Genomic DNA, 21,378 nt, shown 5'->3' with positions numbered 1-21,378 from the left:
TTTGTTCCTGCCATCCAAGCATGTACTATTGATAAAAGAAGCAACGACTAAAGTTTAAAACCAGCCACCGACGAGCGTAGCTCTTCAGCAAGCGAAGTTAGCTGACCGACTGAATCAGCAGTTAATTGCGTACCTTCAGATGTCTGTGTTGTAATCTCCTGAATCAACTGCATATTATTTGCAACCATTGTGGCTGATTCTGTTTGTGCATTAGTCGCAGTTGAAATCGCCTGAATCAATCGCGCCAGATTATTTGTCACCGTTTCAATTTCAGTCAACGCCTGACCCGCAGCATCTGCAACACGCGCCCCTTCAACCACACCCTCTGTACTTTTCTCCATCGCAACCACCGCGCCATGCGTATCCGTTTGAATCGTTTTCACAATCGCACTAATTTGTTTTGTAGCCTCTGATGAACGCTCCGCCAAACGTTGCACCTCTTCCGCAACCACAGTAAAGCCTCGACCCGCTTCACCGGCAGAAGCGGCCTGAATCGCCGCATTCAGCGCTAAAATGTTGGTTTGTTCGGTAATATCAGAAATTAATTCCACGATTTCACTAATTTCTTGTGAGCTTTCACCCAAGCGTTTAATGCGTTTAGAAGTTTCCTGAATCTGTGTACGAATTTCGTTCATGCCTGAAATAGTGTTTTGTACCGCTTGTGAACCCTGATTTGCCGCTTCTAATGAACGTTGCGCCACCTGAGACGCCTGCGCCGCGTTGCTTGAAACCTGTAAAATTGAGCGAGTCATATCTGTTACTGCATCTGTTGTTTGCAGAATTTGTTCAGATTGCGTTTCAGCAGCCGCTAACAACTGAGATGAAGTGCCTTGCGCCACAGATGTCGCTGACGTTACCTGTTCAGTAGCCCGGTTAATCTCAACCACCAAGTCTCGCAAGCTATCAATGGTATAGTTAATAGAATCAGCAATCGCACCAGTAATACTATCGCGCACTTCCGCTTTTACCGTTAAGTCACCATCCGCCAAGTCACCCATTTCATCGAGTAACTGTAAAACAGCCTCTTGGTTGTCTTGCCCTTCTTTTGCCAATTGGTCAGTTAGAACGGTAGATTGCTCCACTTGTTTTTTTCCAAAAAAGTACATCAATAGCACTAAAATTAAACCTAGCAATAGCAAGCCAAATAATACAAACTTAATAAAGTTAGTTTGTGATTCAATCAAACTATTATTTTCATCCCGCACTGCCAGAATAAATGTATTACTCGTTTGCTGAGCCACCTCGAAAGCTGCCGTTAAATCAGATAATGGTGCAGAAGCTGCAACTGTACCCAAAGGTAATGATGGAATATAGCGCGTATGCGCTACCCTAAAGAAATTCTCACCAGCCTTAACAGAGGCTTCCAATGGGCCTTTTAACTTATCATTATTAAGATTTTGTTGCCAGTAAGCTGAGCGCTCTTTGAACAAAGCCTCGAATTTTGCTGCATTTGCAAGCGCTCTATCACGCTTCTCATTATTGAAGTTAGTAGATGCTACATAAGCCTGGTTGTAATATGAAAAAGCATCCACGGGATAAAGTTGCGGGGATGAAGTATCTGACACCAGAAATTGGTATTCTTTCAGAGTGTTATAAACCGGACCATTCACTCGCACTTGGTTAATTACCCAAAAGCTCAGTGCCGCAAACAATATAAACGCAAAAATCTGCAAGTAAAGTTGACGATAATTGCCCTTTAAACTCCCAGCCTTCGAAGAACCTGATCCACTGGTTTTACTTTTTATTTTATTTAAAAACTCACCTATCTGTAACGGCAAGCTTTTTATCGACGCTAGATTTAATGCCATTTTGAACCCCAATTCACAAAATGATTATGCTTTATAAAAACTATTTTTATATTAAGTGTTTAATTTCTAAAGTTTATTTTTTAATTCAATACTTTGTTGCTTATTTTTATAAATTCCAAGACTCTGATTTACAGCATCTAAACTACGGTAGGCTGAATGAATGCCTTATCTTGCACCAGCGCTTCAACATCCAATTCAAACCATTCATTGTTATCAGCATCTTCATACGATTGCTTGCTAAAGAATTCACCATTACTTTCAGCTACAGGCCTTTCCTTCATCGCTTCCACGCTGCGTAGACCCACTAAACTTCCAATGACTAAAGCGGCTTGTGTAGTCGTTTCTGAGTTAATTAAGACAATTCGATTATTAGCTGACTTGGGCGTTGGTGGCATGCCCATAAATTGCGCTAAATCGGTAATGCTATATAAATTACCCCGCACGTTAGCAACACCCAAAAACCATGGCTGCGTTAACGGAACAGCTTGTATCGGAGGCACAGGCAAAACCTCACTCACCTCGCTTAAGTTGATCAATATCTTTTTTTGCCCTACTGTGACCCCTAAACGTGAAGTTGATACCGCACTGCCTTTAGCAGTTGCTTCTTTAAGTCTTAGAAGAATCGCTTCTTGGAATTCACGTAAGTTAGAGGTTTTAGCCATGATTATTTAATGAATAGTATTCCGTCAGTAATTGATAAATTTAACAATTGATAAATATCGGGAGATCATCAACTAAAAACTAGCCTAAAGTTTTTATCAAAGATAACAAGTCTGCACTGACTACAGGCTTGGTTACACAAGCTTTGGCACCCATCTTTAAGGCCCAGGCTAAATCGGTTGCTTGTGACTTACCAGTGCATAAAATCACCGGGATGTGTGCAGTAGTAGCATCCTTAGTCAAGGTACGAGTCACTTGAAAGCCAGTGAGGCCAGGCATTACCACATCACATAAAATTAAATCGGGGTGTTTTGCAGCTACTTTAGCTAAGCATTCCTCACCGCTTTCAGCACCTATAACGTTAAAGCCAGCTGTTTCTAGCAACTCCGTTAAAAAAAATCGGTCAGTCGCTGAATCATCCACCACTAAAATTGTTTCAATAGCCATAGTTAATCTGCCTTTTGTTGATTCGCTCTACTTAACGCCGCATATGTTTGCACTGCATCTATCAGCGTTTCTTGAGTGAAAGGTTTAGTTAGATATTGATCAGAACCCACCATGCGACCGCGAGCCCGGTCAAACAAGCCGTCTTTACTTGAAAGCATAATGACAGGAGTGGATTTATAACGCGCATTTCTCTTGATAAGTGAGCAAGTTTGATAACCATCAAGCCTAGGCATCATAATGTCCACAAAAATGATGTCAGGGTGCTCATTAGAGATTTTGGCTAAAGCATCAAATCCATCTTCAGCTAAAATCACTTCACAACCGGATGATTTAAGAAAAATCTCGGCACTGCGACGAATCGTATTGCTATCATCAATGACCATGACTTTTATTGTAGACAACTGCTCTACACTTAATTTTGGTTGAGATACCTGTCCTTGATTTTCCTGACTTGGCATTTTTTGGCTCACCAGCAAGCTCCCTTATTTATACGCAGCAAAATTAACTTTAATTAAATTGCGTCAATTATGGCTCATTGTATAGATACATTCATACAATAAGCAATAGGTTTAACAATGTTACGCAATATATTAACTTATATGATTATTTTCAACTTTTAATATAATTAGAAAAAATAATAATAATTTTTTCCATTCACCCTTATGGGTAGCATATAATATTTTTGTAACATTTTTTACAATTCTTAACAATTTTTTAATACACTACTCAAAACTTGATGTTTGAGGCAATAACTTGAAGGATTCGCATGATAGTAAAACAAGAATCACTAACAGCAAAAATGACTCTAAAAGATTTACCCGCGGCTTCCCCACTACCTACGGCAAATCTGGTTTTAGTATTCGGATCTGTGAAGCGTTTCGGCGAGGCTAAACTAGCCAGCATATTAAAAACTCGCTACCCAACGGCTCAAATCATCGGCTGTTCAACTTCTGGTGAAATTACTGCAGAGGGTGTATTTGACGAAAGCTTACAAATTACCGCCGTTTTATGGGAAAAAACCGTACAGCGTGTTACACATACAAAAATGACAAGCATGCAGAATTCTCATGAAACTGCAGTGGGTTTAGCTCGTCAATTAAAATCGGATGAATTAAAAGCGGTGCTGGTTTACTCAGATGGTTTGAACGTCAATGGTTCAGAGCTACTGGAAGGTTTTAAAAGTGTACTTGGGGATATACCGCTCATGGGCGGCATGGCAGGCGATGGATTTAATTTTAGCCAAACCATACAAATCTTTAACGATACCATTTCAAATGGCTTAGTCATTGCCGTTGGCTTATATGGCAAAAACTTAGTGGCAGCAACGGGCGTCGGTAGGGGCTGGAAGCCATATGGTCCGCCACGTAAAGTTACTAAGTCAGAAAAAAACGTGGTGCTGGAACTAGATGGCAAACCAGCACTGCCGTTATATAACATGTATATTGGCGCGCAATCTGCAAAAGGCCTCCCGGGTAGCGGCTTAAAATTTCCATTTGCGATTATTGAAGAAGGTAAGCGTGATATTGAAAAAATTCGAACACTGTTAGCTATTGATAGCACTAAAAATAGCCTCACTTTTGCGGGTAACGTAGATGAAGGCGAAACAGTACGTTTCTGCCAGGCCACACATGACAGGCTAGTTGAAGGCGCTGGCGATGCAGCCCACCTGGTAACGGGTCAGGCTAGCACCAATCAAACGGGGTTAGCAATATGTGTGAGTTGCGTTGGCCGTAAAGGCGTGATGGCGGATCTGGTAGTCGACGAAGTAAAACTGGTAAAACAGATATTAGGCTCACAAACGGCCATCACTGGCTTCTATTCATATGGTGAATTTGCGCCGCGTCCTGACACCGCTGATAGCGTACTTCATAATCAGACAATGACGATTGGTTATTTGAGTGAGGATTTGTTAGCTTGATTTTGAATTGGATTAAATAACAAAAGACCCTATTAAAACAAGGGGATATATTATTTCATTAATATCAAAACGCTCAGTGCAAATTGAGCGTTTTTGTTTTATGATAGGCGCATCATCAGCTGTTCAACACTAAAATAATGAGGATTACATCATGGCAAACACCGTCCATTTAAAAGGCAACCCAGTAGCAGTGGGTGGGGACTTCCCACAAAAAGGTCAAACTGCACCTGATTTTCAATTGGCAGATGCAAAACGTAACTTACTTTCATTAGAAGCGTTTGCTGGAAAACGTAAAGTATTGAATATATTTCCAAGTATCGACACGCCTACTTGTGCAACATCTGTACGCACATTTAACCAAAAAGCCGGCGGAATGAACAACGCTGTTGTACTTTGTATTTCAGCTGATCTACCTTTTGCACAAAGCCGTTTTTGCGGTGCAGAAGGCATTGAAAATGTCATCACATTATCAACCTTCCGTGACACAGCAAAATTTTCTAAAGACTATGGCGTACAGATTCTGGACAGCAGCCTAGCTGGCTTAACTGCCCGTGCAGTAATAGTTCTAGATGAAAACAACAACGTATTACACAGTGAATTAGTTGCTGAGATTACTAGCGAACCTCATTACGACGCGGCTTTAGCGGTGTTGTAATTAAATACAGCATTACAAATACTCAGTGTATTTAGCATTACTACCCCGTGCTTTTTCCACGGGGTATTTTTTTGCATTCAGTTCAATCTTTTGATTTGCAGCCTCAATCAAATCAATGTGTAACACTTCGGCAATCCGTAATAAATAAACGAATGTATCAGCCAATTCATGGCTTACCGCCTCGCGCTTTTCTGGTGTTAATTGCTGACTCTCATGCGGCGTACTCCACTGAAACTGCTCGACCAACTCTGCAGCCTCAACAATCATAGCCATTGCCAGATTTTTTGGAGTATGAAATTGCGCCCAATCACGCTCTTCTACAAAAGCACTGATACGTTGCCTAAGCTCATCCAGTGTGTCAGCCATTTATTTTATCCTTACGATTACACTATTTTTATTTGCTTATTTTCGGTTACTGCCAGCCACCATTTTAATTTCAAATAACCTGCATTCAAGCGGCCCGTTGTAAAGAGGTGTTCGTTTACTTGGCGTAAGGCGCATCAACTTTGGCATGGTCAAATCATTGGTTAAAAAGTAAGTATTCCAACCTGCAAATTTACGTTTAAGCGCTTCACCCATTTTAGGGTATAGCAAGGCTAAATCATCGCCTTCACCAATACGCACGCCATAGGGAGGATTAGCCACCAAAACGCCGCTATCGGCTGGCGGAATTACATTGACTATATCGACATGTGAAAGCTGTACTGCAGCCAGTAATCCTGCATCCTCAAGGTTTTGTTTGCTGATACGTACTGCGCGCAAATCTACATCTGAACCATATATCTTTTGAAAAGAGACCGCTTTCACTTTGCTGGCAGCCTGATCTTTAATCTTATTCCAAATATCAGGTTCAAAGTTTTTAAGCTTTTCAAAGCCGAAGCTTCTCTTATATCCAGGCGCCATATCTAGTGCAACCATCGCAGCTTCCAACAAAAATGTACCGCTGCCACACATAGGATCTAACAAAGGCTGCCCTACTTGCCAGCCAGAAAGTTTCAAAATACCTGCCGCTAAGTTTTCACGCAAAGGAGCTTCAATACTGGCGCCTCGGTTGCCACGCTGATAAAGCGCTGCGCCTGATGTATCCAGGTAAAACTGATATTCCTCAGCTGCCAAATAAGCATGAATGCGCACTGCTGGCGTTTTAGTATCAATGTACGGACGACTGCCAACAGCTTGCCGAAACTTATCACACACAGCATCTTTAATTTTTAATGTGGCAAACTCCAAGCTTTTAAGTGGGCATTTTACGCCGGTGACTTTAACCATAAAGTCGTTTTTTACATCAAACCATTGTGGCCAATTAAGCTTGTAAGCCGCTTCAAATAAATCTTCTTCATTCAAATATTTACCACGTGCCACTTGCCATAAAATGCGGGTGGCAATGCGTGAGTGCAAGTTTGCCGCATAGCAGACAGCCCAGTCGCCATCGAAGCTGACACCGCCATCAGTTAGCTTGATTGATTTAGCATTCACTGCCTGCAGTTCGTCTGCAAGTAATTGCTCTAATCCGCGTGGGCAGGTTGCAAAATATCGGTTAGGTACCATGTTATATGTCGCTATTCGTTAACTGTTTTAATAAAATAATTTTTGATTAGAGCTAGGTCTCTATTTCAATCTAAATTGAAATCTAGATTTCAGTTTGAACCAGGCTTCTATTCAAAAATAGTCGGTTACTGCTACTGGGATTATGCTCTGCCAGTTTTTCTATAAACTGCAAAAACTCTATTTGATGAGTTTTCTCAAGTAATTTTGCGCGATCACGTAAATGATTTAATCGCAAATCTGATGGTTCACGCTTAAAGCCAAAAACAACAATATTACCAGGCTTGCCTGTGGGTAGTACCAATACCCGCCCATCAAAACTTTGCTCTATACGCCGCAAGTACACATCGAAATTTTTGTCGCTACCCCATAAATTAATGACGAATACACCGTCTTGCTTAAGGGTTGTTGCGCATTGGTCAAAAAAATCCTGACTGCAAAAATCAGAGGGAATACCATTTCTATCAAAAGCATCAATTAACAGCACTTCAGCATCAGCTGTATGCTCTGCTAAGTAATGCAACCCATCACCTTCAATCACTTCAAATCGTTCGTCATTTTCAGGTACATAAAATTGACTGCGTGCAACCTGAATAATTCTAGGGTTAATTTCTATGATTGTACTCGCTATATCAGAGCAATTCGCATGCACATATTTGGCTACTGAACCACCGCCTAAGCCTATAGTGAGCATATGATTAACATTCTGCTTAAAAAGCAAAAAACACATAATGCCACGCGTATAAGCTAGCTCTAAAGCAAAAGGGTCGCGTATGCGCATTGCACTTTGAATGGTGACTGAGCCTAGATGCAATGAGCGTACGCCATCAGCTTCACTCACATCTACCGTGTCGTTTGCGGCGCTGGCCTTGGTAAACTCGCGTAATAAATGTTTAGCGACGCGAAACATTAAGCGGCCTCTGCCTCGGTTTCATCTTCATCCAGGTTAACATCAACCAGTGCTGGCTCATCTTCAAGCACCTGTATAAATTTTGTGCGTAATTCCATCAGCAACGTATCGATTTCTTGCACTTGTAAACTTACCCGTGTGCCTGTTTTAAGTTCAGGCAGACCATATACTTTGGTCATATAGGGCAAGCTGTCCAGTCGAACTAAGTTTTCACGCCAGACTGTTGCATGCACTTCCTGTAAGTTTTCTTGAATTAAATACTGTAAGCACCAATAGCGTTCCATACGAATTTGAAACTCACTATAAGCTTTATAGGTAAGTTCAAAGTTACGCATATGCGTTGTAAGCGCATCACTATTATGCGGGTATACCGGCGCCGTAGTTTGCGCCACACTGATAATTTGACGCTGATTGATTAAGTCAACCGCGCGACGCAGAGGCGAAGTACTCCAGGCATACTGCGCAACCCCTAAGCCTTGATGAGGCTCTGCCTTGGTGGTCATATAAACCTTGCCGCCTGTCTGCGCACGGTACAGCGCCGGCACCCCGTGCGCCGCTAATAATGCGCCCCACTGATTATTAGCTTCTATCATCAGCTCGGCCACTAATTTATCCATAGGTGAACCACGATGACGCCCTACAATACTCACATTGCCATCATTGACATAAAAGTTGTAATCAACCTGCGGCGGTTTTGTCGGATCATATTTACCGCGGGCCTTTTCTAGTGACACCGCCAAATTAAACAGATACAGAAGCTTAGACCAATATGGATGGCCGCTATCAGCCTCTAATGTCGCTTCATTAAAAAATGGCTCTAACGCATCATGACGCAAGTTTTCAGCAATTTTAATGCGCTCAACTTTGCTATCTCGCTGGGTAATGGTGAGGTCTGCGTTTACATGTAAATATAAAGACAATACAGGCTTTATCTGCCCAGCATCTAAGCTAAATGGCCGTATAGCCTCTTCTGGAAGCATGGTGATTTTATGGCCTGGCATGTAAACCGTAGATAAACGCTGCATCGCTTCAATATCAAGCGGACTACCCACCTCAATACCCAGCGCAGGTGCAGCAATATGGATACCGACGCGAGTAACGCCATCCGCTAAATGTTTGATTGAAAAAGCATCATCAATTTCAGTCGTCGTGCTGTCATCTATACTAAATGCCTCCGACTCGGCCAAAGGTAAATCGTTAAATTGCAAATTCGCCGGAATCTCTGAAATCTCTTCTGCAGTAAAATCTGTACCATTAGCAAAATACTCACGCAAAAAAGCACCCAAATGGAAGTCATGCGCTGAAGGTATGGCACCGCATGCCTGTAATAGCTTGAGATGGCTCAAATGCAACTCACTTGCAGCAGCATCTAATGTTTTGAATTCAAAGGCATTTTTATCAGGCTCATACAGCAGCATATCTAGCTTTTGCATCAACTCATTTGGCATTTTATGCGCCTTGAGCTCTGCAATATATCCCGACATTTTTTCAGCCAATAATCGCTTTTTTTCAAGCCCGGCAAGCGCAGCTTTGAGTATTTCAGCTGGCGCGGCCTTGTAGCGCCCTTTGCCCTTACGATTAAAATACACAGGCGCACTGTGTAACTTAAGCGCAATTGCGGCCGCTTCTATTGAGGTAGGTTTGTGCCCATAATATTCCTGCGCAAATTCTTCAAAGCCAAATTCAGAAGAAAAGTCGGAGCCACTGCAACATTCCCATAAAAAATCCACATCCAGCGTTTCAGCTTCCGTATTAGCGATTTCCATAAAACCAGTCAATGACGTTTCAAAACGCATCAACACATTACTGGTTTTGACCTTACTACGTTTGCCACTAGCAGATTCAATTTGCATAGAACCTTGTGTTTCGGTCATGATGGAGGCAACTTTGAAACTACCGTCTTCTTCAAAAAATACATTCATACTTGGCTATTCATGCAGGTTAAACTAACGAAATTGTGGTCATTTTACCTTGTAATAGTTGATAAGCTTATAAACTAGAAAAATATAGCTGAATTAACACTTTAATAAACATCCATTATCTAAAAATGATAAACACATGTTGTTTATCACCTTTTTGTAGTTGATAATCTTGACTTATGAATACTGAAGAATTAATTACAAATGCGGGACTAAGACCCACTCGGGCGCGCATCGCAGTGCTCAGCACACTCGCAGAAGCTTCTAGCGCCATCAGCCATTCTGAAATTTTGGTGAGAATGTCTCATCATAAAGAGTTTGACCGAGTTACCATTTACCGCGTGTTGGATTGGCTGACCGAGCATCACTTAATCCATAAAATTTCAGGTGATAACCGCGCCTGGAAATTTCAGATATCTCAAAACACGTTGGCAGGCCAACATACGCATCAGCATGCACACTTACAATGTAGCGCTTGTGGAAAAGTCATTTGCATCCACGAACTTGAACCACACTTTCCCAGCAAAATTCTTGCAAAATATCACGTCGAGTCTATTGATATTAACATCAAAGGCTTATGTCCCGACTGCATTTAGCATTATTCTAACCGTCACTGTACTGTTAACCATCCATCAATAGATTAATAATGCAATATTGTTGCATTTATTAATCTGCACCTATAAAATGCAACATTGTTGCTTTATATAGCGTCACCCATGCGCCTAGCAAAGCTTAATTATTACCATTTTTTCTGATCTTAATGCTTTTGTAGCAGGCTGAAACTAATGACTTTGTTACAAATAATTCTTGCCACACTCATTGGCGGTGTATTTTCAGTCATGCTGGCAAGCTTGGTTGCGCTCACCTTTTTAGCCCGCTTTGCCAACCGCATGGTGGCATTTGCCGTGGGCGTGCTACTAGGCTTTGCGCTGACCGATATTTTGCCAGAAGCCGTTAATCTAGGCTTAGATATTACCAAAGCGGGCTAGGTGTTGATTGCAGGCATCATGGGCTTTTTTCTGCTAGAGAAACTCGCCCTATGGCGGCATGACCACGCCACCAGTCTAGGTAAAACACAACTCAAGCCACAAGTTAGCATGATTGTGATTGGTGACGGTATGCACAATTTTGTGGATGGCGTATTGCTTGCGGCGGCTTTTCTTACGGATTGGAAACTAGGCTGGGCAGCCGCTATTGCCATTAGCGCCCATGAAATTCCACAAGAAATATCCGACTTTATGGTGCTGTTAGATGCGGGCGTTTCAAAACGCAAGGCATTGTTACTCAATGCACTTTCAGGTGCAGCCATGACCTTAGGCGGCATCTTAGGCTGGTTAAGTTTAAGCGATGCCCATGCAGCTATCCCCTACATATTGGTGCTGGCGGCAGCTAGTTTTATTTATATTGCTGTGGCGGATTTGGTACCTGAATTACATCGCCACCGCAAGCCGCGCGATATGGCTTTGCAGCTCGGTTTAATGGCGGCAGGGCTGGGTGTAACTGCGCTGGCTAAATTATTACAAAATTGAAAGGCTACACATGACTATAGATAAACGTATTCCCGCCACCATCCTCACTGGCTTTTTGGGCGCAGGCAAAACAACGCTACTCAATCGCATTTTGCAAGAACAACACGGGCAACGCATTGCTGTGATTGAAAACGAATTTGGTGAAACAGGCATTGATGGCGACTTGCTGATTGAAGGTGAAGAGCAAATTGTGGAAATGAATAACGGTTGCATTTGCTGCACAGTGCGTGGCGATTTAGTGCGTATTTTGGGTGACTTATCACAACGTAATCTTGCAGGCCAAAACGCAAGTGATAACAACAAAGAAAAGTTATGCTTTGACCGCGTGATTATTGAAACCACGGGCTTGGCGGACCCAGCGCCTGTGGCACAAACCTTTTTTGTGGAAGAGGATATAAGAAATCAATACAAACTAGATGCCATTATTACCGTGGTAGATGCGGTGCATGGAATGCAACAACTTGACGAACACCATGAAGCACTGGAGCAAGTAGGGTTTGCCGATAGGATTTTGCTTTCAAAAACCGATTTAGTTGCGCCTGAAGCGGTACAAGCGATTATCGCAAGGCTACGCCAAATTAACCCACGCGCGCCTATCAAAAACGTGCATTTTGGCAAAACCGACATTGCCGATATTTTAGATATTGGCGGTTTTTCACTCGATGAAATTCTTAAAATTGAGCCTGACTTTTTAGAAGATGTCAGCCACGAACATGATGATGATATAGGTTCCTTTGTGTTTCGTAGTGAACGTGCGTTTGATTTACAGAAGCTAGAAGTGTTTATGGGTGACTTGCTCGAAATCTACGGCACGGTGTTGTTAAGGTACAAAGGTATTTTAAATATTGATGGCGATGATAAACGCACCGTGATTCAAGGCGTACACATGCTAATGGGCGGCGAGCAAGGCTCGGCTTGGAAACCCAATGAAAAGCGTGAATCTGTATTGGTGTTTATTGGTAAAACCTTGCCAAAAGATACTTTTGAAAAAGGTTTGGCGATGTGCTTGGTTTAAATCTTACCTATTTTTAATGAGGAATACATATGAAAAAACTCCCTGTCACCGTGTTATCTGGCTTTCTAGGTGCTGGCAAAACCACACTGCTCAATCACATTTTAAACAATCGCGAGGGCAAGCGCGTAGCGGTGATTGTGAACGATATGTCTGAAGTTAATATTGACGCGCAATTGGTGCGCGATGGCGGCGCGGCACTCTCGCGCCAAGATGAAAAAATGGTAGAAATGAGTAACGGCTGCATTTGCTGTACCTTGCGTGAAGATTTGCTGATAGAAATCACCCGCCTCGCACAAGAAAACCGCTTTGATTACTTGCTGATTGAAACCACAGGCATTGCCGAACCACTACCCATTGCCGAAACCTTCACTTTTGCCGATGAAGATGGCGTGAGCTTATCGGATGTAGCGCAATTAGACACCATGGTCACCGTGGTTGATGGCTACAACTTTTTAAAAGATTACAGCTCACGCGACTTTATTGCCGACCGTGGCGAATCACTGGGCGAAGAAGACGAACGCACGGTGGTAGATTTATTGATAGAGCAAATTGAATTTTGCGATGTATTAGTGCTAAATAAAACTGATTTGATGTCAGCCGACGAAATTGCGCGGCTTGAAGCCATACTTAAAACCTTTAACCCGCGTGCTGACATTGTGCATAGCAGCTTTGGCAAAGTGCCACTTGAGCGCGTGATGAACACAGGCAAATTTAACTTTGATGAGGCCGCTAACGCGCCAGGCTGGCTGCAAGAACTGCGCGGCGAACACGTGCCAGAAACTGAAGAATACGGCATTTCAAGCTTTGTTTACCGCGCACGAATACCGTTTCACCCACAACGCCTATGGCATTGGCTTAACCAGGAATGGGCTGGGGTCATCCGCTCAAAAGGCCACTTTTGGCTAGCCTCGCGTCCTGAATTTTGCGCTAACTGGTCGCAAGCGGGTGCAATTACCCGCACAGAGCTAGCAGGTTTCTGGTGGGCTGTTTCCCCTAAAGAATACTGGCCTGAAGATGCAGAGCAACTACAAACCATACAAGACCGCTGGCAAGAACCCTATGGCGACAGGCAACAAGAGCTTGTGATTATTGGCATGCAAATGAACCGCGATGCAATTGTTGCTGGCTTTGATGCCTGCCTGCTAAATGAATCTGAAATGGTGTTGGGTATGGAAGGCTGGAAAACGCTACCTGACCCCTTTCCTGAATGGCGAAAAATTGAAGAAGATACAGAAACCGCTTAATTTACCTTTTTATTATTTTGAGAACTTGATATGCAACCGAACATGATTCGCAGTTTAATTACATTGCTATTTTTACCAGGAGGTTATGCCGTCGCTGAGAATGATCGCAATATACAGTTGGATAGTGTTGTAGTGATTGGTCAGTCGGCCACTTCGATTGAAAAAGATCTTGCTGGCTCCGTGGATGTGATTACCCGAGATGAGCTTGAATATGAGCACGTGAGTGATACGCTTGAATTATTTAACAAAACACCAGGCGTTGCCCTGTCACGTTACAACCAAGGTATTATCAATACTGATATTACCATTCGCGGATTTGCAGGTGATGGTTTAACACCTCATGCAAAATTACTCATAGATGGCATTCCATCCAACCTGCACAATGGCTATAACGAGCTTGATCACTTATTCCCCACAGGCATTCAATCCATACAAGTATTTAAAGGCACAAGCGACCCCAGTGTCGGACTGTTCGCGACTGCTGGCAATTATCGGGTGGAAACACGTAAAAATACCGATAAAGTGCTTGAACTAACACTAGGCAGCTTTAATACCAAAGAACTGCAAGGTTATGTTGGATATAAAACTGGCGACTTCACACAAAACTACTCACTGGGTTATCGCAATGCTGACGGTTATCGTGACCATACCAGTATTGAAAAAATTGCCTTATCTGGTCGCTGGCAATATGACTTTGAAAATACAAGCCTGGCACTAAGCACTCGCTATGGTAAATACGAAGCAGATTCCCCTGGCTATTTAAGCAAGCAGCAAGCCAGACAATATCCCCGAAGTTCTGCCAGCTATGCCAATCAAGATGGTGGTGAAAAAGAATCCAAACAAGTCAGTCTACATGCGGATCATTTTTTTAATAATGACTTAGACCTTAGCGTAAAAGCGTACTGGCAAAATTTTGAGCGTGAGCGCTGGGTGCGCCTTACCCAGGCAGGCACATTACAAAATCGTTACGACGACCAAGATATGTCCGGATTTATCGCTAAGCTCAATTGGCAGTTTGACCCTAAATGGCGATTAGAAACTGGCTTTGATATTGAGAAACAACAAGTGATTGAACAGCGTTTTGGCACCATAGGTCAACAACGCGTGCGTAATACTGCAAGCGTCAACAGAAATAGGCACTATAACTTTGATACCAAAGGCGCCTATATGCAAATTGGACACACTCCCAATAAAATGCTTAGCTGGAATGCCGCGATTAGAGCGGATCAGATTGATGGTGATTACAAGCAATTTAATGCCTCAGGTGTTGCAACACCAAGAAAAATATACAATTTCGGCACAATTATTCAGCCTAAACTAAACGCATTCTTAAACCTGAGTGACCATCAAACATTGTTTGCAAACACTGGGCGTAGCTTTCAGCATCCATTTGGTGCTGATGCTTACACTGCAGGCGACACTAACGCGCGTGACGTATCTATGAACGACGGCTGGGAATTGGGCTTAAAAAGCACGTTTGCTAAGCAACTGAACACGCGTATTTCATACTGGGAACAAAAAGCCAAAGACGAGTTTGTTGTCATAGATGGTACAGGGCAAAACGTGGGGGAAACTAGCCGAAAAGGTATAGACTTCAGCTTAAGCTACCCAATATTAGACAATTTCAGTGTTTGGGCTAACGTTTCTAAAGTTTACACCAGCATTAAAAAGAGTGCTTCTACCAGTCAAGCCTTTGAAGGTAACAACCTCAGAGGGATCCCAGATCATACAGCTTCTATTGGTTCGACTTACAATTGGTCTAGCGACTTAGTGATGCGCCTACATGTTGATAGACAAGGTGCCTACCACATCAACGAGGCCAATATTGGAGGAAAATATGGAGCCTATACGTTGGTGAATGCCAGTGCTGACTACAAAACCCGCTGGGGAAAAGTCATCATGCAAGTTAATAACTTATTTGATAAGCATTATGAATACGTATATGACCAGAGTACTAACGCTAACATAGTAGACTCTATTCACTCCCCTGGTGCTGGCCGTAACTTCAGCATCTCCACCCGTGTAGATTTTTAAAACAACACGGCCATGTTACTCAACATTGAACATTTAAGCTTTAGCTATAACGATAAGTCCCTGATTAAGGACTTATCTCTACAAGTTTCCAATGGCGAAGTGGTGGCGATTTTAGGTGGTAACGGCTTAGGTAAATCTACATTACTCAAGCTGATACTGGGCATCATCAAGCCCACTTCCATCTCACCGCAAACGCAATTGTCAGTAGAAAACATCAATATCATTAAGCAGCCTGATTTAGCGCGCCAGCATATTGCTTATTTACCTGAACAAGCTGCACTTTACCCACATTTAACGGGGTTTGAAAACTTGCAGTACATGCTCAGTTTAACTAATAAGAAAAAGCTAAACCGTGATGAGCTAGAAACTTATTTAACCAAAGTGGGATTGCAAGCAGATGCCTGGCATAAGTTAACAACACATTACTCTAAAGGTATGCGACAAAAGCTGATGATTGCCTTGGCATTGGCACGCCAAGTCAATCTGATGTTATTGGACGAGCCTAACACTGGTCTAGACCCTGTTGCGACCGCTGATTTAAATCGCATTATTGATGAGTTAAAACTTAGCGGCGTGGGTATTTTAATTGTGTCTCATGACTTGTTATCAATTGATGAAGTCGCTGAAACACAATTGATATTGCGTGATGGGAAATTAACACCAATCACTGGTTCTATCATGCAAAGCAGCCTTGCTGATTTGCGCAAAATTTTCACCCTCTAAACTTAACAGCATTAAAGTAATGTTAAATCAATGTTCAAAACTTCATTAAAAATCGCGCAGTTTGAGTGGATAAGGCTATTACGTGATAGCAGCAGCCTTAATGTGATAGCGGGGTTGTTACTCGTCACTTTGGCTGCACTTTATCTAACTCATACCAGATTTCAAGAAATCCAACACGAATACGACATTGCAACAGTCATATCAAATGCCCAATGGAATGAGCAGCCTGAACGGCATCCGCACCGTGTTTCTCACTTTGGCGATTTTGTTTTTAAGCCGCTGCACCCTCTATTTAGATTTGATGAGGGTGGTAACGCTTTTACTGGCTATGTGCTGTTTTTAGAATCTCATCGCCAAAACAGTGCTAACTTTAACGATGCCAGTGAAAGTGGCGCACTCATACGTTTTGGGCAGCTAACGCCAGCGTTTATCTTGCAAACCATTTTGGCGCTTGTGCTTATATTTATTGGTTATTCTATTGTTTCTAGCGAACGCGAACAAGGAACATTGCAACAATTGCTGTCAAATGGTGTTAAAACACATCAGTTAATTTTAGGTAAATTGATGGCATTAGCCATACCTAGCGTATTGTTAGTGTTAATGCTAAGCATGATTGGGATGATTGCTGCACCTTCAGAAATTGACATCTACGCAAGAATCACAGTTTTACTGGCTGGCTATACCGTTTATTTGCTAATGTGGTGCACCCTCATTATTGCAGTCTCTACTTATTGCCAATACTCACGTACCGCCTTGCTTATTTTAGTTGCACTGTGGTTAGCCTTTTGCATCGCACTCCCCAGACTAAGCCACGAATTAGCCCATCAACAACACCCTACGCCCAGTTTGGTAGAAGCTAATTTTATGGCAGAAGATGTGCTGAGTAAAATTGGTGACAGCCACAATGCTAACGACCCATATTTCAATACATTTAAAGAGAAATCATTGCAGCAATACGGGGTGAAAAAGGTGGAAGATTTACCAGTAAACTACAACGGCTTGCTATTAAGTGAGGGTGAGCGTCTCACCACACAAGTATACCGTGAGCAATATCAACACATTGCGATGACGATGCAACAGCAACAAAACATGATACGCAAACTTGCATGGTTAAACCCCTCGATTGCCATACAAACGTTATCACGTGCAGCAAGCGGCAGTGACTTAGCCCATCACATGCATTTTTTAGAGTTAGCAGAACAGCGGCGTTATGCCACCATTCAATACCTTAACAGTATCCATATACATCAAGTTAAGCATACAAACGACAAAGAGCAGCGTTTGGATGCAGATTTTTGGAAAAAAGCACCGCGTAAAGACCTCTCTCCAGCAACGATTCAATTGGTATTCCCAGATATTCTGCATACACTATTAACTCTGTTAAGCTGGCTTACTTTCACAGCCCTCGCTTTAATTTTCACCACTAAGCGCTTGAGTCAAACATGCTGAAATTTGAATGCCTCCTTATTTTTCGCCAAAAGTTAATGGTGGCGGCATTGTTATTTTGCATGTTGATATGTGCTATTGCACTTTGGAATGGGTGGTTAAAAACGCAAACCATCCACGAAGAAATTCGCAGGGCAATCAGTACAGAGTCCCACCGCCATCAGCAACAAATCACCAAATTTGGGCGAGGTGGTGAAGCCGGTGAGACGGCTTATTATGTTTACCACACTGTTTATAACACGCCAGGGCAGTGGAGTTTCATTTCACTAGGTAACCGCAGTTACTCGCCGCACGTTCAAAGAGTAAGGTTATTAGGCCTGCAATCTCAGCTATATGACGGAGAATCACACAATCCGGAATATGCGGTAGCTGGCCACTTTGATTTTGCTTTTGTGGTGATTTTTATGTTACCGCTCATTTGTGTCGCACTTGCACATGACCTTTGCCCAATTGAGCGAAGCCAAAACAGACTAACCCTGCTTAAATCGCTCACCACATCACTTAATGCATTATGGATTAGGAGATTACTATTAAGATGGCTCATCGCCAGTGCCAGCATACTATTACCGCTTACGGCTTGCGTCGTTATGCTGCAACTTCCCCTTACCGATTTTGTAAAAATAAGCCTTGCGGTATTGGCATATGGCTTGTTTTGGACATTTCTGAGCGGGTTACTCAGCTTAAGGCGAAGCCAGCCAAGTACAAGCGCTAATGCCACATTATGTTTAGTGTTATGGTTACTTATTGTTATCGTTATTCCCAGTACGGCAAACGTACTTATTAACAAAACCAGCCCCTTCATTTCAGGCGCGGAAATCGCACTTGAACATCGAAAAAAAGTACATGACGCGTGGGATTTATCAAAAGAACAGACTTTTGATACGTTTTTTAAAGCACATCCTGAGTGGAAAGATACGTCAAAAGTTACGACACGTTTTCATTGGAAATGGTATTACGCCTTTCAGCAAGTAGCTGACATGGCGGTTGATAATGCTTTACAACAACGTCATGCCGCTTTATTGCAAAGAGACCAGCGTAGTCGCCTTCTTGGCATACTCATCCCTTCAGTTGCATTACAATACTGGATGGATGACATATCAGACAACAATTTACAGAACCTACTGGCCTTTCGCGCAAAAGTCAGCAACTATCACACTGAACTGCGGCACTACTTTTACCCATATCTTTTTAACGAACACCCCTTCCATCAAAAAGACTTTAAAGCTATGCCAAGGTTTAAACAATAACACTATGACAGATTGAATTAAATATGGACAAACGCATCCCCGTAACTTTACTAACTGGTTTTTTAGGTAGTGGTAAAACCACACTGCTCAATCAGCTGCTGCATCATCCCGCTATGAACGACACGGCCATTATTATCAATGAACTGGGCGATGCAGGACTAGACCAAATTTTTGCCAATAGTAACTTGGCGCAAAATATTGAAAATGAACATATTGCCGATAACACCGTACTTCTAAGCTCCGGCTGTTTATGCTGCACCTTAAAAAATGAGCTGGCAGACACCATGCGCGATTTGTTTTTTAAGCGCGCATTACAAGCAATACCGCAATTCAACCGTCTGATTATCGAAACCACTGGCATGGCTGACCCTGGCCCGATACTTGCCAACCTGATGAATGAACCTGTGATTGAATCTGTCTACAGGCTGGATGCAGTAGTAGTAACGATAGACAGCGTATACGGTTTGCAGCAAATTGAAGTAAATACTGAAGCATTAAAGCAAGCGGCTGTGGCCGATGTATTAGTACTGACTAAAACAGATTTAGCAAGCACCGAACAAATCAACGCCTTAAAAGAAAAACTTATCACCATTAACCCAGGGGCTACACAACACAAAGTAATACATGGTGAGCTAGACCCAATGTTTGTGATTGATGTGGGTTTGTTTGATATTGAAAGCAAGCACGCCGAACCTCAGCGCTGGTTGCGCGCGCCCCTGAAAAAAGCTCAGCCTAAAGGCACTTTACCGCAAAAAGCACATGATGATGACATTGTGAGCTTTACAGTCATCATGCCAAAACCGCTTAACTGGGCGCAATTAAAGCCACATTTGTTATGGTTTTGCCAAAACTACGGCAAAAACTTGTTGCGCCTCAAAGGCATTATCCATGCGGCAGATCAACCGGCGCCTCTCGCCATTCATGCTGTGCATTTCACGCCTTATCCTCCCACACTGCTTGAAGGCTGGACTGAAGAAGAACCTACATCACGTATTGTGATTATTGGTAAAGGGTTGGATGAACTGGAGATTCGAAAAGCATTGATGCAATTTTAAGTTAGGGAGTCGTCAATTTCACTGCATCGTGCCATTCGATAAATAAAATGGCAGCTAAAATGACCTGCTTTTGGTAAGTTTCACCAGCATCAGCCATCTAGATACATAATTACTAAAGTTATCGACTTGCACTTTTCAAATGAAGCATATGCTTGCATCGCGGATAGTTTTTACATCCCCAAAATTCTCCTCGCTTGCCAGAGCGTTTCACCATTTTCACACCACATGATGCGCATGTTGGCGTTGTATAGTCGCCCTCTGCTGCTAATGCAAGGAGTTTTTGCTGCGATACTTCAGGCAACCGCTTTATCATTGCTAACAACATCTCACCATTGATCAGTGTGATTTTGTTGGCTGTGGCCGTACCTTTGGCATCAACGGAATAATCACCTGATGTCATATAAAAACCTTTAGCAATTTTCTGATGCGTCATCACACCAAGAAACTCACGAATTTCTTTTACACCAACTTGCCTGCTAGTCCATGCTTTACATTGCACTAATGAAGTAGGATTGCCTGAATCATCCTGATATAGCTTTATATCAATGCCGCCATCTGCTCCTAGTGAGGTTGCCTCAGCTTTAATACCTTTTTCGTGATAGTAGGCTGTAGATAGCTCTTCAAACCTTTTCCATTCAATTTCTTGAATAAGTTGCAATGTCCAGACGGTAGGTGGTAGTGCGACTGGTCGTACTTGAGAGTTACCAAGTGAACCTGCGATGGGAGCGTCAGAAGCTGTTTTAAAAACTTGAAGAGAAACGTTAGGAGGCGCAGTCCAACTAGGTTTAACAGCAGATGAGGCATTAAGTGGAGCTGTCCAACTAGGTTTAGATCGGCTTTCAGCCTTTTTCTGTAAAATGAACTTTACTAGCGCCATTATTCCAAATATGGCCGTTAGGAATAATCCAATAGGCTTTAAACCAAGTGCAATAGGCTTAAGCATTGGGTTTGTAATAGAAGGAACTACAACAAAAATGATAATTAAAAGAATTACTGCAAGCGCTGCAGAAACTATCCAATTCCCGTTTAGTGCTATCTCAAGTAATGATTGCTTCTTAGGTCGTCTAGCCATATAGATATTCAAATTTTTTGTATTATTAAACGAATGGTGTATGTTTATTTAACTAATTGCAAGTGCTTGAACTATCAAACAGTGCTATTAGACTAAATTCATGTGCGGTGGCATTAAATATACAGATCATCAAAAAGCATGGATTAGCGAT

General features: G+C 42.4%; 21 protein-coding genes. 12 read left to right on the top strand and 9 right to left on the bottom strand.

Going from position 1 to position 21,378, the window contains the following annotated elements; translation table 11 throughout:
• Positions 1 to 47: 47 nt before the first annotated feature.
• From Q8J82_RS10380 to Q8J82_RS10365, 4 genes are all read right to left on the bottom strand, one after another.
• Positions 48 to 1,808, bottom strand: coding sequence for a methyl-accepting chemotaxis protein (locus tag Q8J82_RS10380; protein WP_305326829.1), 1,761 nt, complete (start codon positions 1,806 to 1,808; stop codon positions 48 to 50).
• Between the two features lie 137 nt (positions 1,809 to 1,945).
• Positions 1,946 to 2,470 (bottom strand): chemotaxis protein CheW, encoded by a 525-nt coding sequence (locus Q8J82_RS10375; RefSeq protein ID WP_305328256.1) that lies wholly within the window; start codon positions 2,468 to 2,470, stop codon positions 1,946 to 1,948.
• A gap of 79 nt (positions 2,471 to 2,549) precedes the next feature.
• Positions 2,550 to 2,915, bottom strand: coding sequence for a response regulator (locus tag Q8J82_RS10370; protein ID WP_305326827.1), 366 nt, complete (start codon positions 2,913 to 2,915; stop codon positions 2,550 to 2,552).
• Positions 2,916 to 2,917: 2 nt separating this feature from the next.
• Entirely contained in the window at positions 2,918 to 3,373 is a 456-nt protein-coding gene (locus tag Q8J82_RS10365) for a PleD family two-component system response regulator (protein ID WP_370868648.1), read from the bottom strand.
• Positions 3,374 to 3,681: 308 nt separating this feature from the next.
• On the opposite strand from Q8J82_RS10365, the gene Q8J82_RS10360 reads away from it, so the two are divergent.
• Positions 3,682 to 4,833 (top strand): FIST signal transduction protein, encoded by a 1,152-nt coding sequence (locus tag Q8J82_RS10360; RefSeq protein WP_305328255.1) that lies wholly within the window; start codon positions 3,682 to 3,684, stop codon positions 4,831 to 4,833.
• Between the two features lie 151 nt (positions 4,834 to 4,984).
• Complete coding sequence (gene tpx / locus Q8J82_RS10355) at positions 4,985 to 5,488, top strand: thiol peroxidase (RefSeq protein WP_305328254.1); 504 nt, start codon at positions 4,985 to 4,987, stop codon at positions 5,486 to 5,488.
• A gap of 12 nt (positions 5,489 to 5,500) precedes the next feature.
• On the opposite strand, the gene Q8J82_RS10350 is transcribed toward tpx, so the two are convergent.
• From Q8J82_RS10350 to Q8J82_RS10335, 4 genes are all read right to left on the bottom strand, one after another.
• Positions 5,501 to 5,854 (bottom strand): nucleotide pyrophosphohydrolase, encoded by a 354-nt coding sequence (locus tag Q8J82_RS10350; protein WP_305328253.1) that lies wholly within the window; start codon positions 5,852 to 5,854, stop codon positions 5,501 to 5,503.
• 36 nt (positions 5,855 to 5,890) lie between these two features.
• Positions 5,891 to 7,036, bottom strand: coding sequence for a class I SAM-dependent RNA methyltransferase (locus Q8J82_RS10345; protein WP_305328252.1), 1,146 nt, complete (start codon positions 7,034 to 7,036; stop codon positions 5,891 to 5,893).
• Positions 7,037 to 7,118: 82 nt separating this feature from the next.
• On the bottom strand, positions 7,119 to 7,943 hold the full coding sequence (locus tag Q8J82_RS10340) for a polyamine aminopropyltransferase (RefSeq protein ID WP_305328251.1): 825 nt from the start codon (positions 7,941 to 7,943) through the stop codon (positions 7,119 to 7,121).
• Positions 7,943 to 9,865 carry a ribonuclease catalytic domain-containing protein gene (locus tag Q8J82_RS10335; RefSeq protein ID WP_305328250.1) on the bottom strand — a complete coding sequence of 641 codons (1,923 nt, stop codon included), beginning with the start codon at positions 9,863 to 9,865 and terminating at the stop codon, positions 7,943 to 7,945. The genes Q8J82_RS10340 and Q8J82_RS10335 overlap by 1 nt, the downstream gene beginning before the upstream one ends.
• Positions 9,866 to 10,041: 176 nt before the next feature.
• Here Q8J82_RS10335 and Q8J82_RS10330 point away from each other — a divergent pair, with 176 nt between their 5' ends.
• From Q8J82_RS10330 to Q8J82_RS10285, 10 genes are all read left to right on the top strand, one after another.
• Positions 10,042 to 10,458, top strand: coding sequence for a Fur family transcriptional regulator (locus Q8J82_RS10330; protein WP_305326821.1), 417 nt, complete (start codon positions 10,042 to 10,044; stop codon positions 10,456 to 10,458).
• Positions 10,459 to 10,647: 189 nt separating this feature from the next.
• Positions 10,648 to 10,851 (top strand): hypothetical protein, encoded by a 204-nt coding sequence (locus Q8J82_RS10325; protein ID WP_305326820.1) that lies wholly within the window; start codon positions 10,648 to 10,650, stop codon positions 10,849 to 10,851.
• Positions 10,852 to 11,391 carry a ZIP family metal transporter gene (locus tag Q8J82_RS10320; protein ID WP_305328249.1) on the top strand — a complete coding sequence of 180 codons (540 nt, stop codon included), beginning with the start codon at positions 10,852 to 10,854 and terminating at the stop codon, positions 11,389 to 11,391. It abuts the gene before it with no gap.
• A 10-nt stretch (positions 11,392 to 11,401) separates the two neighbouring features.
• Positions 11,402 to 12,406, top strand: a complete 1,005-nt coding sequence (locus tag Q8J82_RS10315) for a GTP-binding protein (protein ID WP_305326818.1) — start codon at positions 11,402 to 11,404, stop codon at positions 12,404 to 12,406.
• Positions 12,407 to 12,435: 29 nt separating this feature from the next.
• Positions 12,436 to 13,650 carry a zinc metallochaperone GTPase ZigA gene (zigA, locus tag Q8J82_RS10310; protein ID WP_305326817.1) on the top strand — a complete coding sequence of 405 codons (1,215 nt, stop codon included), beginning with the start codon at positions 12,436 to 12,438 and terminating at the stop codon, positions 13,648 to 13,650.
• Between the two features lie 30 nt (positions 13,651 to 13,680).
• Entirely contained in the window at positions 13,681 to 15,684 is a 2,004-nt protein-coding gene (locus Q8J82_RS10305; RefSeq protein ID WP_305326816.1) for a TonB-dependent receptor, read from the top strand.
• A gap of 12 nt (positions 15,685 to 15,696) precedes the next feature.
• Positions 15,697 to 16,407 (top strand): ABC transporter ATP-binding protein, encoded by a 711-nt coding sequence (locus tag Q8J82_RS10300; protein WP_305326815.1) that lies wholly within the window; start codon positions 15,697 to 15,699, stop codon positions 16,405 to 16,407.
• A gap of 30 nt (positions 16,408 to 16,437) precedes the next feature.
• Entirely contained in the window at positions 16,438 to 17,856 is a 1,419-nt protein-coding gene (locus Q8J82_RS10295) for a DUF3526 domain-containing protein (protein WP_305326814.1), read from the top strand.
• The gene (locus Q8J82_RS10290) at positions 17,850 to 19,100 is read left to right on the top strand and encodes a DUF3526 domain-containing protein (protein ID WP_305326813.1); all 1,251 of its coding nucleotides are present in this window, start codon (positions 17,850 to 17,852) and stop codon (positions 19,098 to 19,100) included. The genes Q8J82_RS10295 and Q8J82_RS10290 overlap by 7 nt, the downstream gene beginning before the upstream one ends.
• Positions 19,101 to 19,123: 23 nt before the next feature.
• Positions 19,124 to 20,155 (top strand): GTP-binding protein, encoded by a 1,032-nt coding sequence (locus tag Q8J82_RS10285; RefSeq protein ID WP_305328248.1) that lies wholly within the window; start codon positions 19,124 to 19,126, stop codon positions 20,153 to 20,155.
• A gap of 118 nt (positions 20,156 to 20,273) precedes the next feature.
• On the opposite strand, the gene Q8J82_RS10280 is transcribed toward Q8J82_RS10285, so the two are convergent.
• Positions 20,274 to 21,227, bottom strand: coding sequence for a restriction endonuclease (locus tag Q8J82_RS10280; RefSeq protein WP_305328247.1), 954 nt, complete (start codon positions 21,225 to 21,227; stop codon positions 20,274 to 20,276).
• Between the last annotated feature and the right edge of the window lie 151 nt (positions 21,228 to 21,378).

It is taken from the genome of Methylotenera sp., from assembly GCF_030684185.1.
GTDB lineage: Bacteria > Pseudomonadota > Gammaproteobacteria > Burkholderiales > Methylophilaceae > Methylotenera.
This window is presented reverse-complemented; position numbering and strand designations above follow the sequence as displayed.

Coding starts and splice junctions, on each gene's coding strand:
- Q8J82_RS10380 (WP_305326829.1), bottom strand. CDS start 1,808: ATGGCATTAAATCTAGCGTCGATAAAAAGCTTGCCGTTACAGATAGGT.
- Q8J82_RS10375 (WP_305328256.1), bottom strand. CDS start 2,470: ATGGCTAAAACCTCTAACTTACGTGAATTCCAAGAAGCGATTCTTCTA.
- Q8J82_RS10370 (WP_305326827.1), bottom strand. CDS start 2,915: ATGGCTATTGAAACAATTTTAGTGGTGGATGATTCAGCGACTGACCGA.
- Q8J82_RS10365 (WP_370868648.1), bottom strand. CDS start 3,373: ATGCCAAGTCAGGAAAATCAAGGACAGGTATCTCAACCAAAATTAAGT.
- Q8J82_RS10360 (WP_305328255.1), top strand. CDS start 3,682: ATGATAGTAAAACAAGAATCACTAACAGCAAAAATGACTCTAAAAGAT.
- tpx (WP_305328254.1), top strand. CDS start 4,985: ATGGCAAACACCGTCCATTTAAAAGGCAACCCAGTAGCAGTGGGTGGG.
- Q8J82_RS10350 (WP_305328253.1), bottom strand. CDS start 5,854: ATGGCTGACACACTGGATGAGCTTAGGCAACGTATCAGTGCTTTTGTA.
- Q8J82_RS10345 (WP_305328252.1), bottom strand. CDS start 7,036: ATGGTACCTAACCGATATTTTGCAACCTGCCCACGCGGATTAGAGCAA.
- Q8J82_RS10340 (WP_305328251.1), bottom strand. CDS start 7,943: ATGTTTCGCGTCGCTAAACATTTATTACGCGAGTTTACCAAGGCCAGC.
- Q8J82_RS10335 (WP_305328250.1), bottom strand. CDS start 9,865: ATGAATGTATTTTTTGAAGAAGACGGTAGTTTCAAAGTTGCCTCCATC.
- Q8J82_RS10330 (WP_305326821.1), top strand. CDS start 10,042: ATGAATACTGAAGAATTAATTACAAATGCGGGACTAAGACCCACTCGG.
- Q8J82_RS10325 (WP_305326820.1), top strand. CDS start 10,648: ATGACTTTGTTACAAATAATTCTTGCCACACTCATTGGCGGTGTATTT.
- Q8J82_RS10315 (WP_305326818.1), top strand. CDS start 11,402: ATGACTATAGATAAACGTATTCCCGCCACCATCCTCACTGGCTTTTTG.
- zigA (WP_305326817.1), top strand. CDS start 12,436: ATGAAAAAACTCCCTGTCACCGTGTTATCTGGCTTTCTAGGTGCTGGC.
- Q8J82_RS10305 (WP_305326816.1), top strand. CDS start 13,681: ATGCAACCGAACATGATTCGCAGTTTAATTACATTGCTATTTTTACCA.
- Q8J82_RS10300 (WP_305326815.1), top strand. CDS start 15,697: ATGTTACTCAACATTGAACATTTAAGCTTTAGCTATAACGATAAGTCC.
- Q8J82_RS10295 (WP_305326814.1), top strand. CDS start 16,438: ATGTTCAAAACTTCATTAAAAATCGCGCAGTTTGAGTGGATAAGGCTA.
- Q8J82_RS10290 (WP_305326813.1), top strand. CDS start 17,850: ATGCTGAAATTTGAATGCCTCCTTATTTTTCGCCAAAAGTTAATGGTG.
- Q8J82_RS10285 (WP_305328248.1), top strand. CDS start 19,124: ATGGACAAACGCATCCCCGTAACTTTACTAACTGGTTTTTTAGGTAGT.
- Q8J82_RS10280 (WP_305328247.1), bottom strand. CDS start 21,227: ATGGCTAGACGACCTAAGAAGCAATCATTACTTGAGATAGCACTAAAC.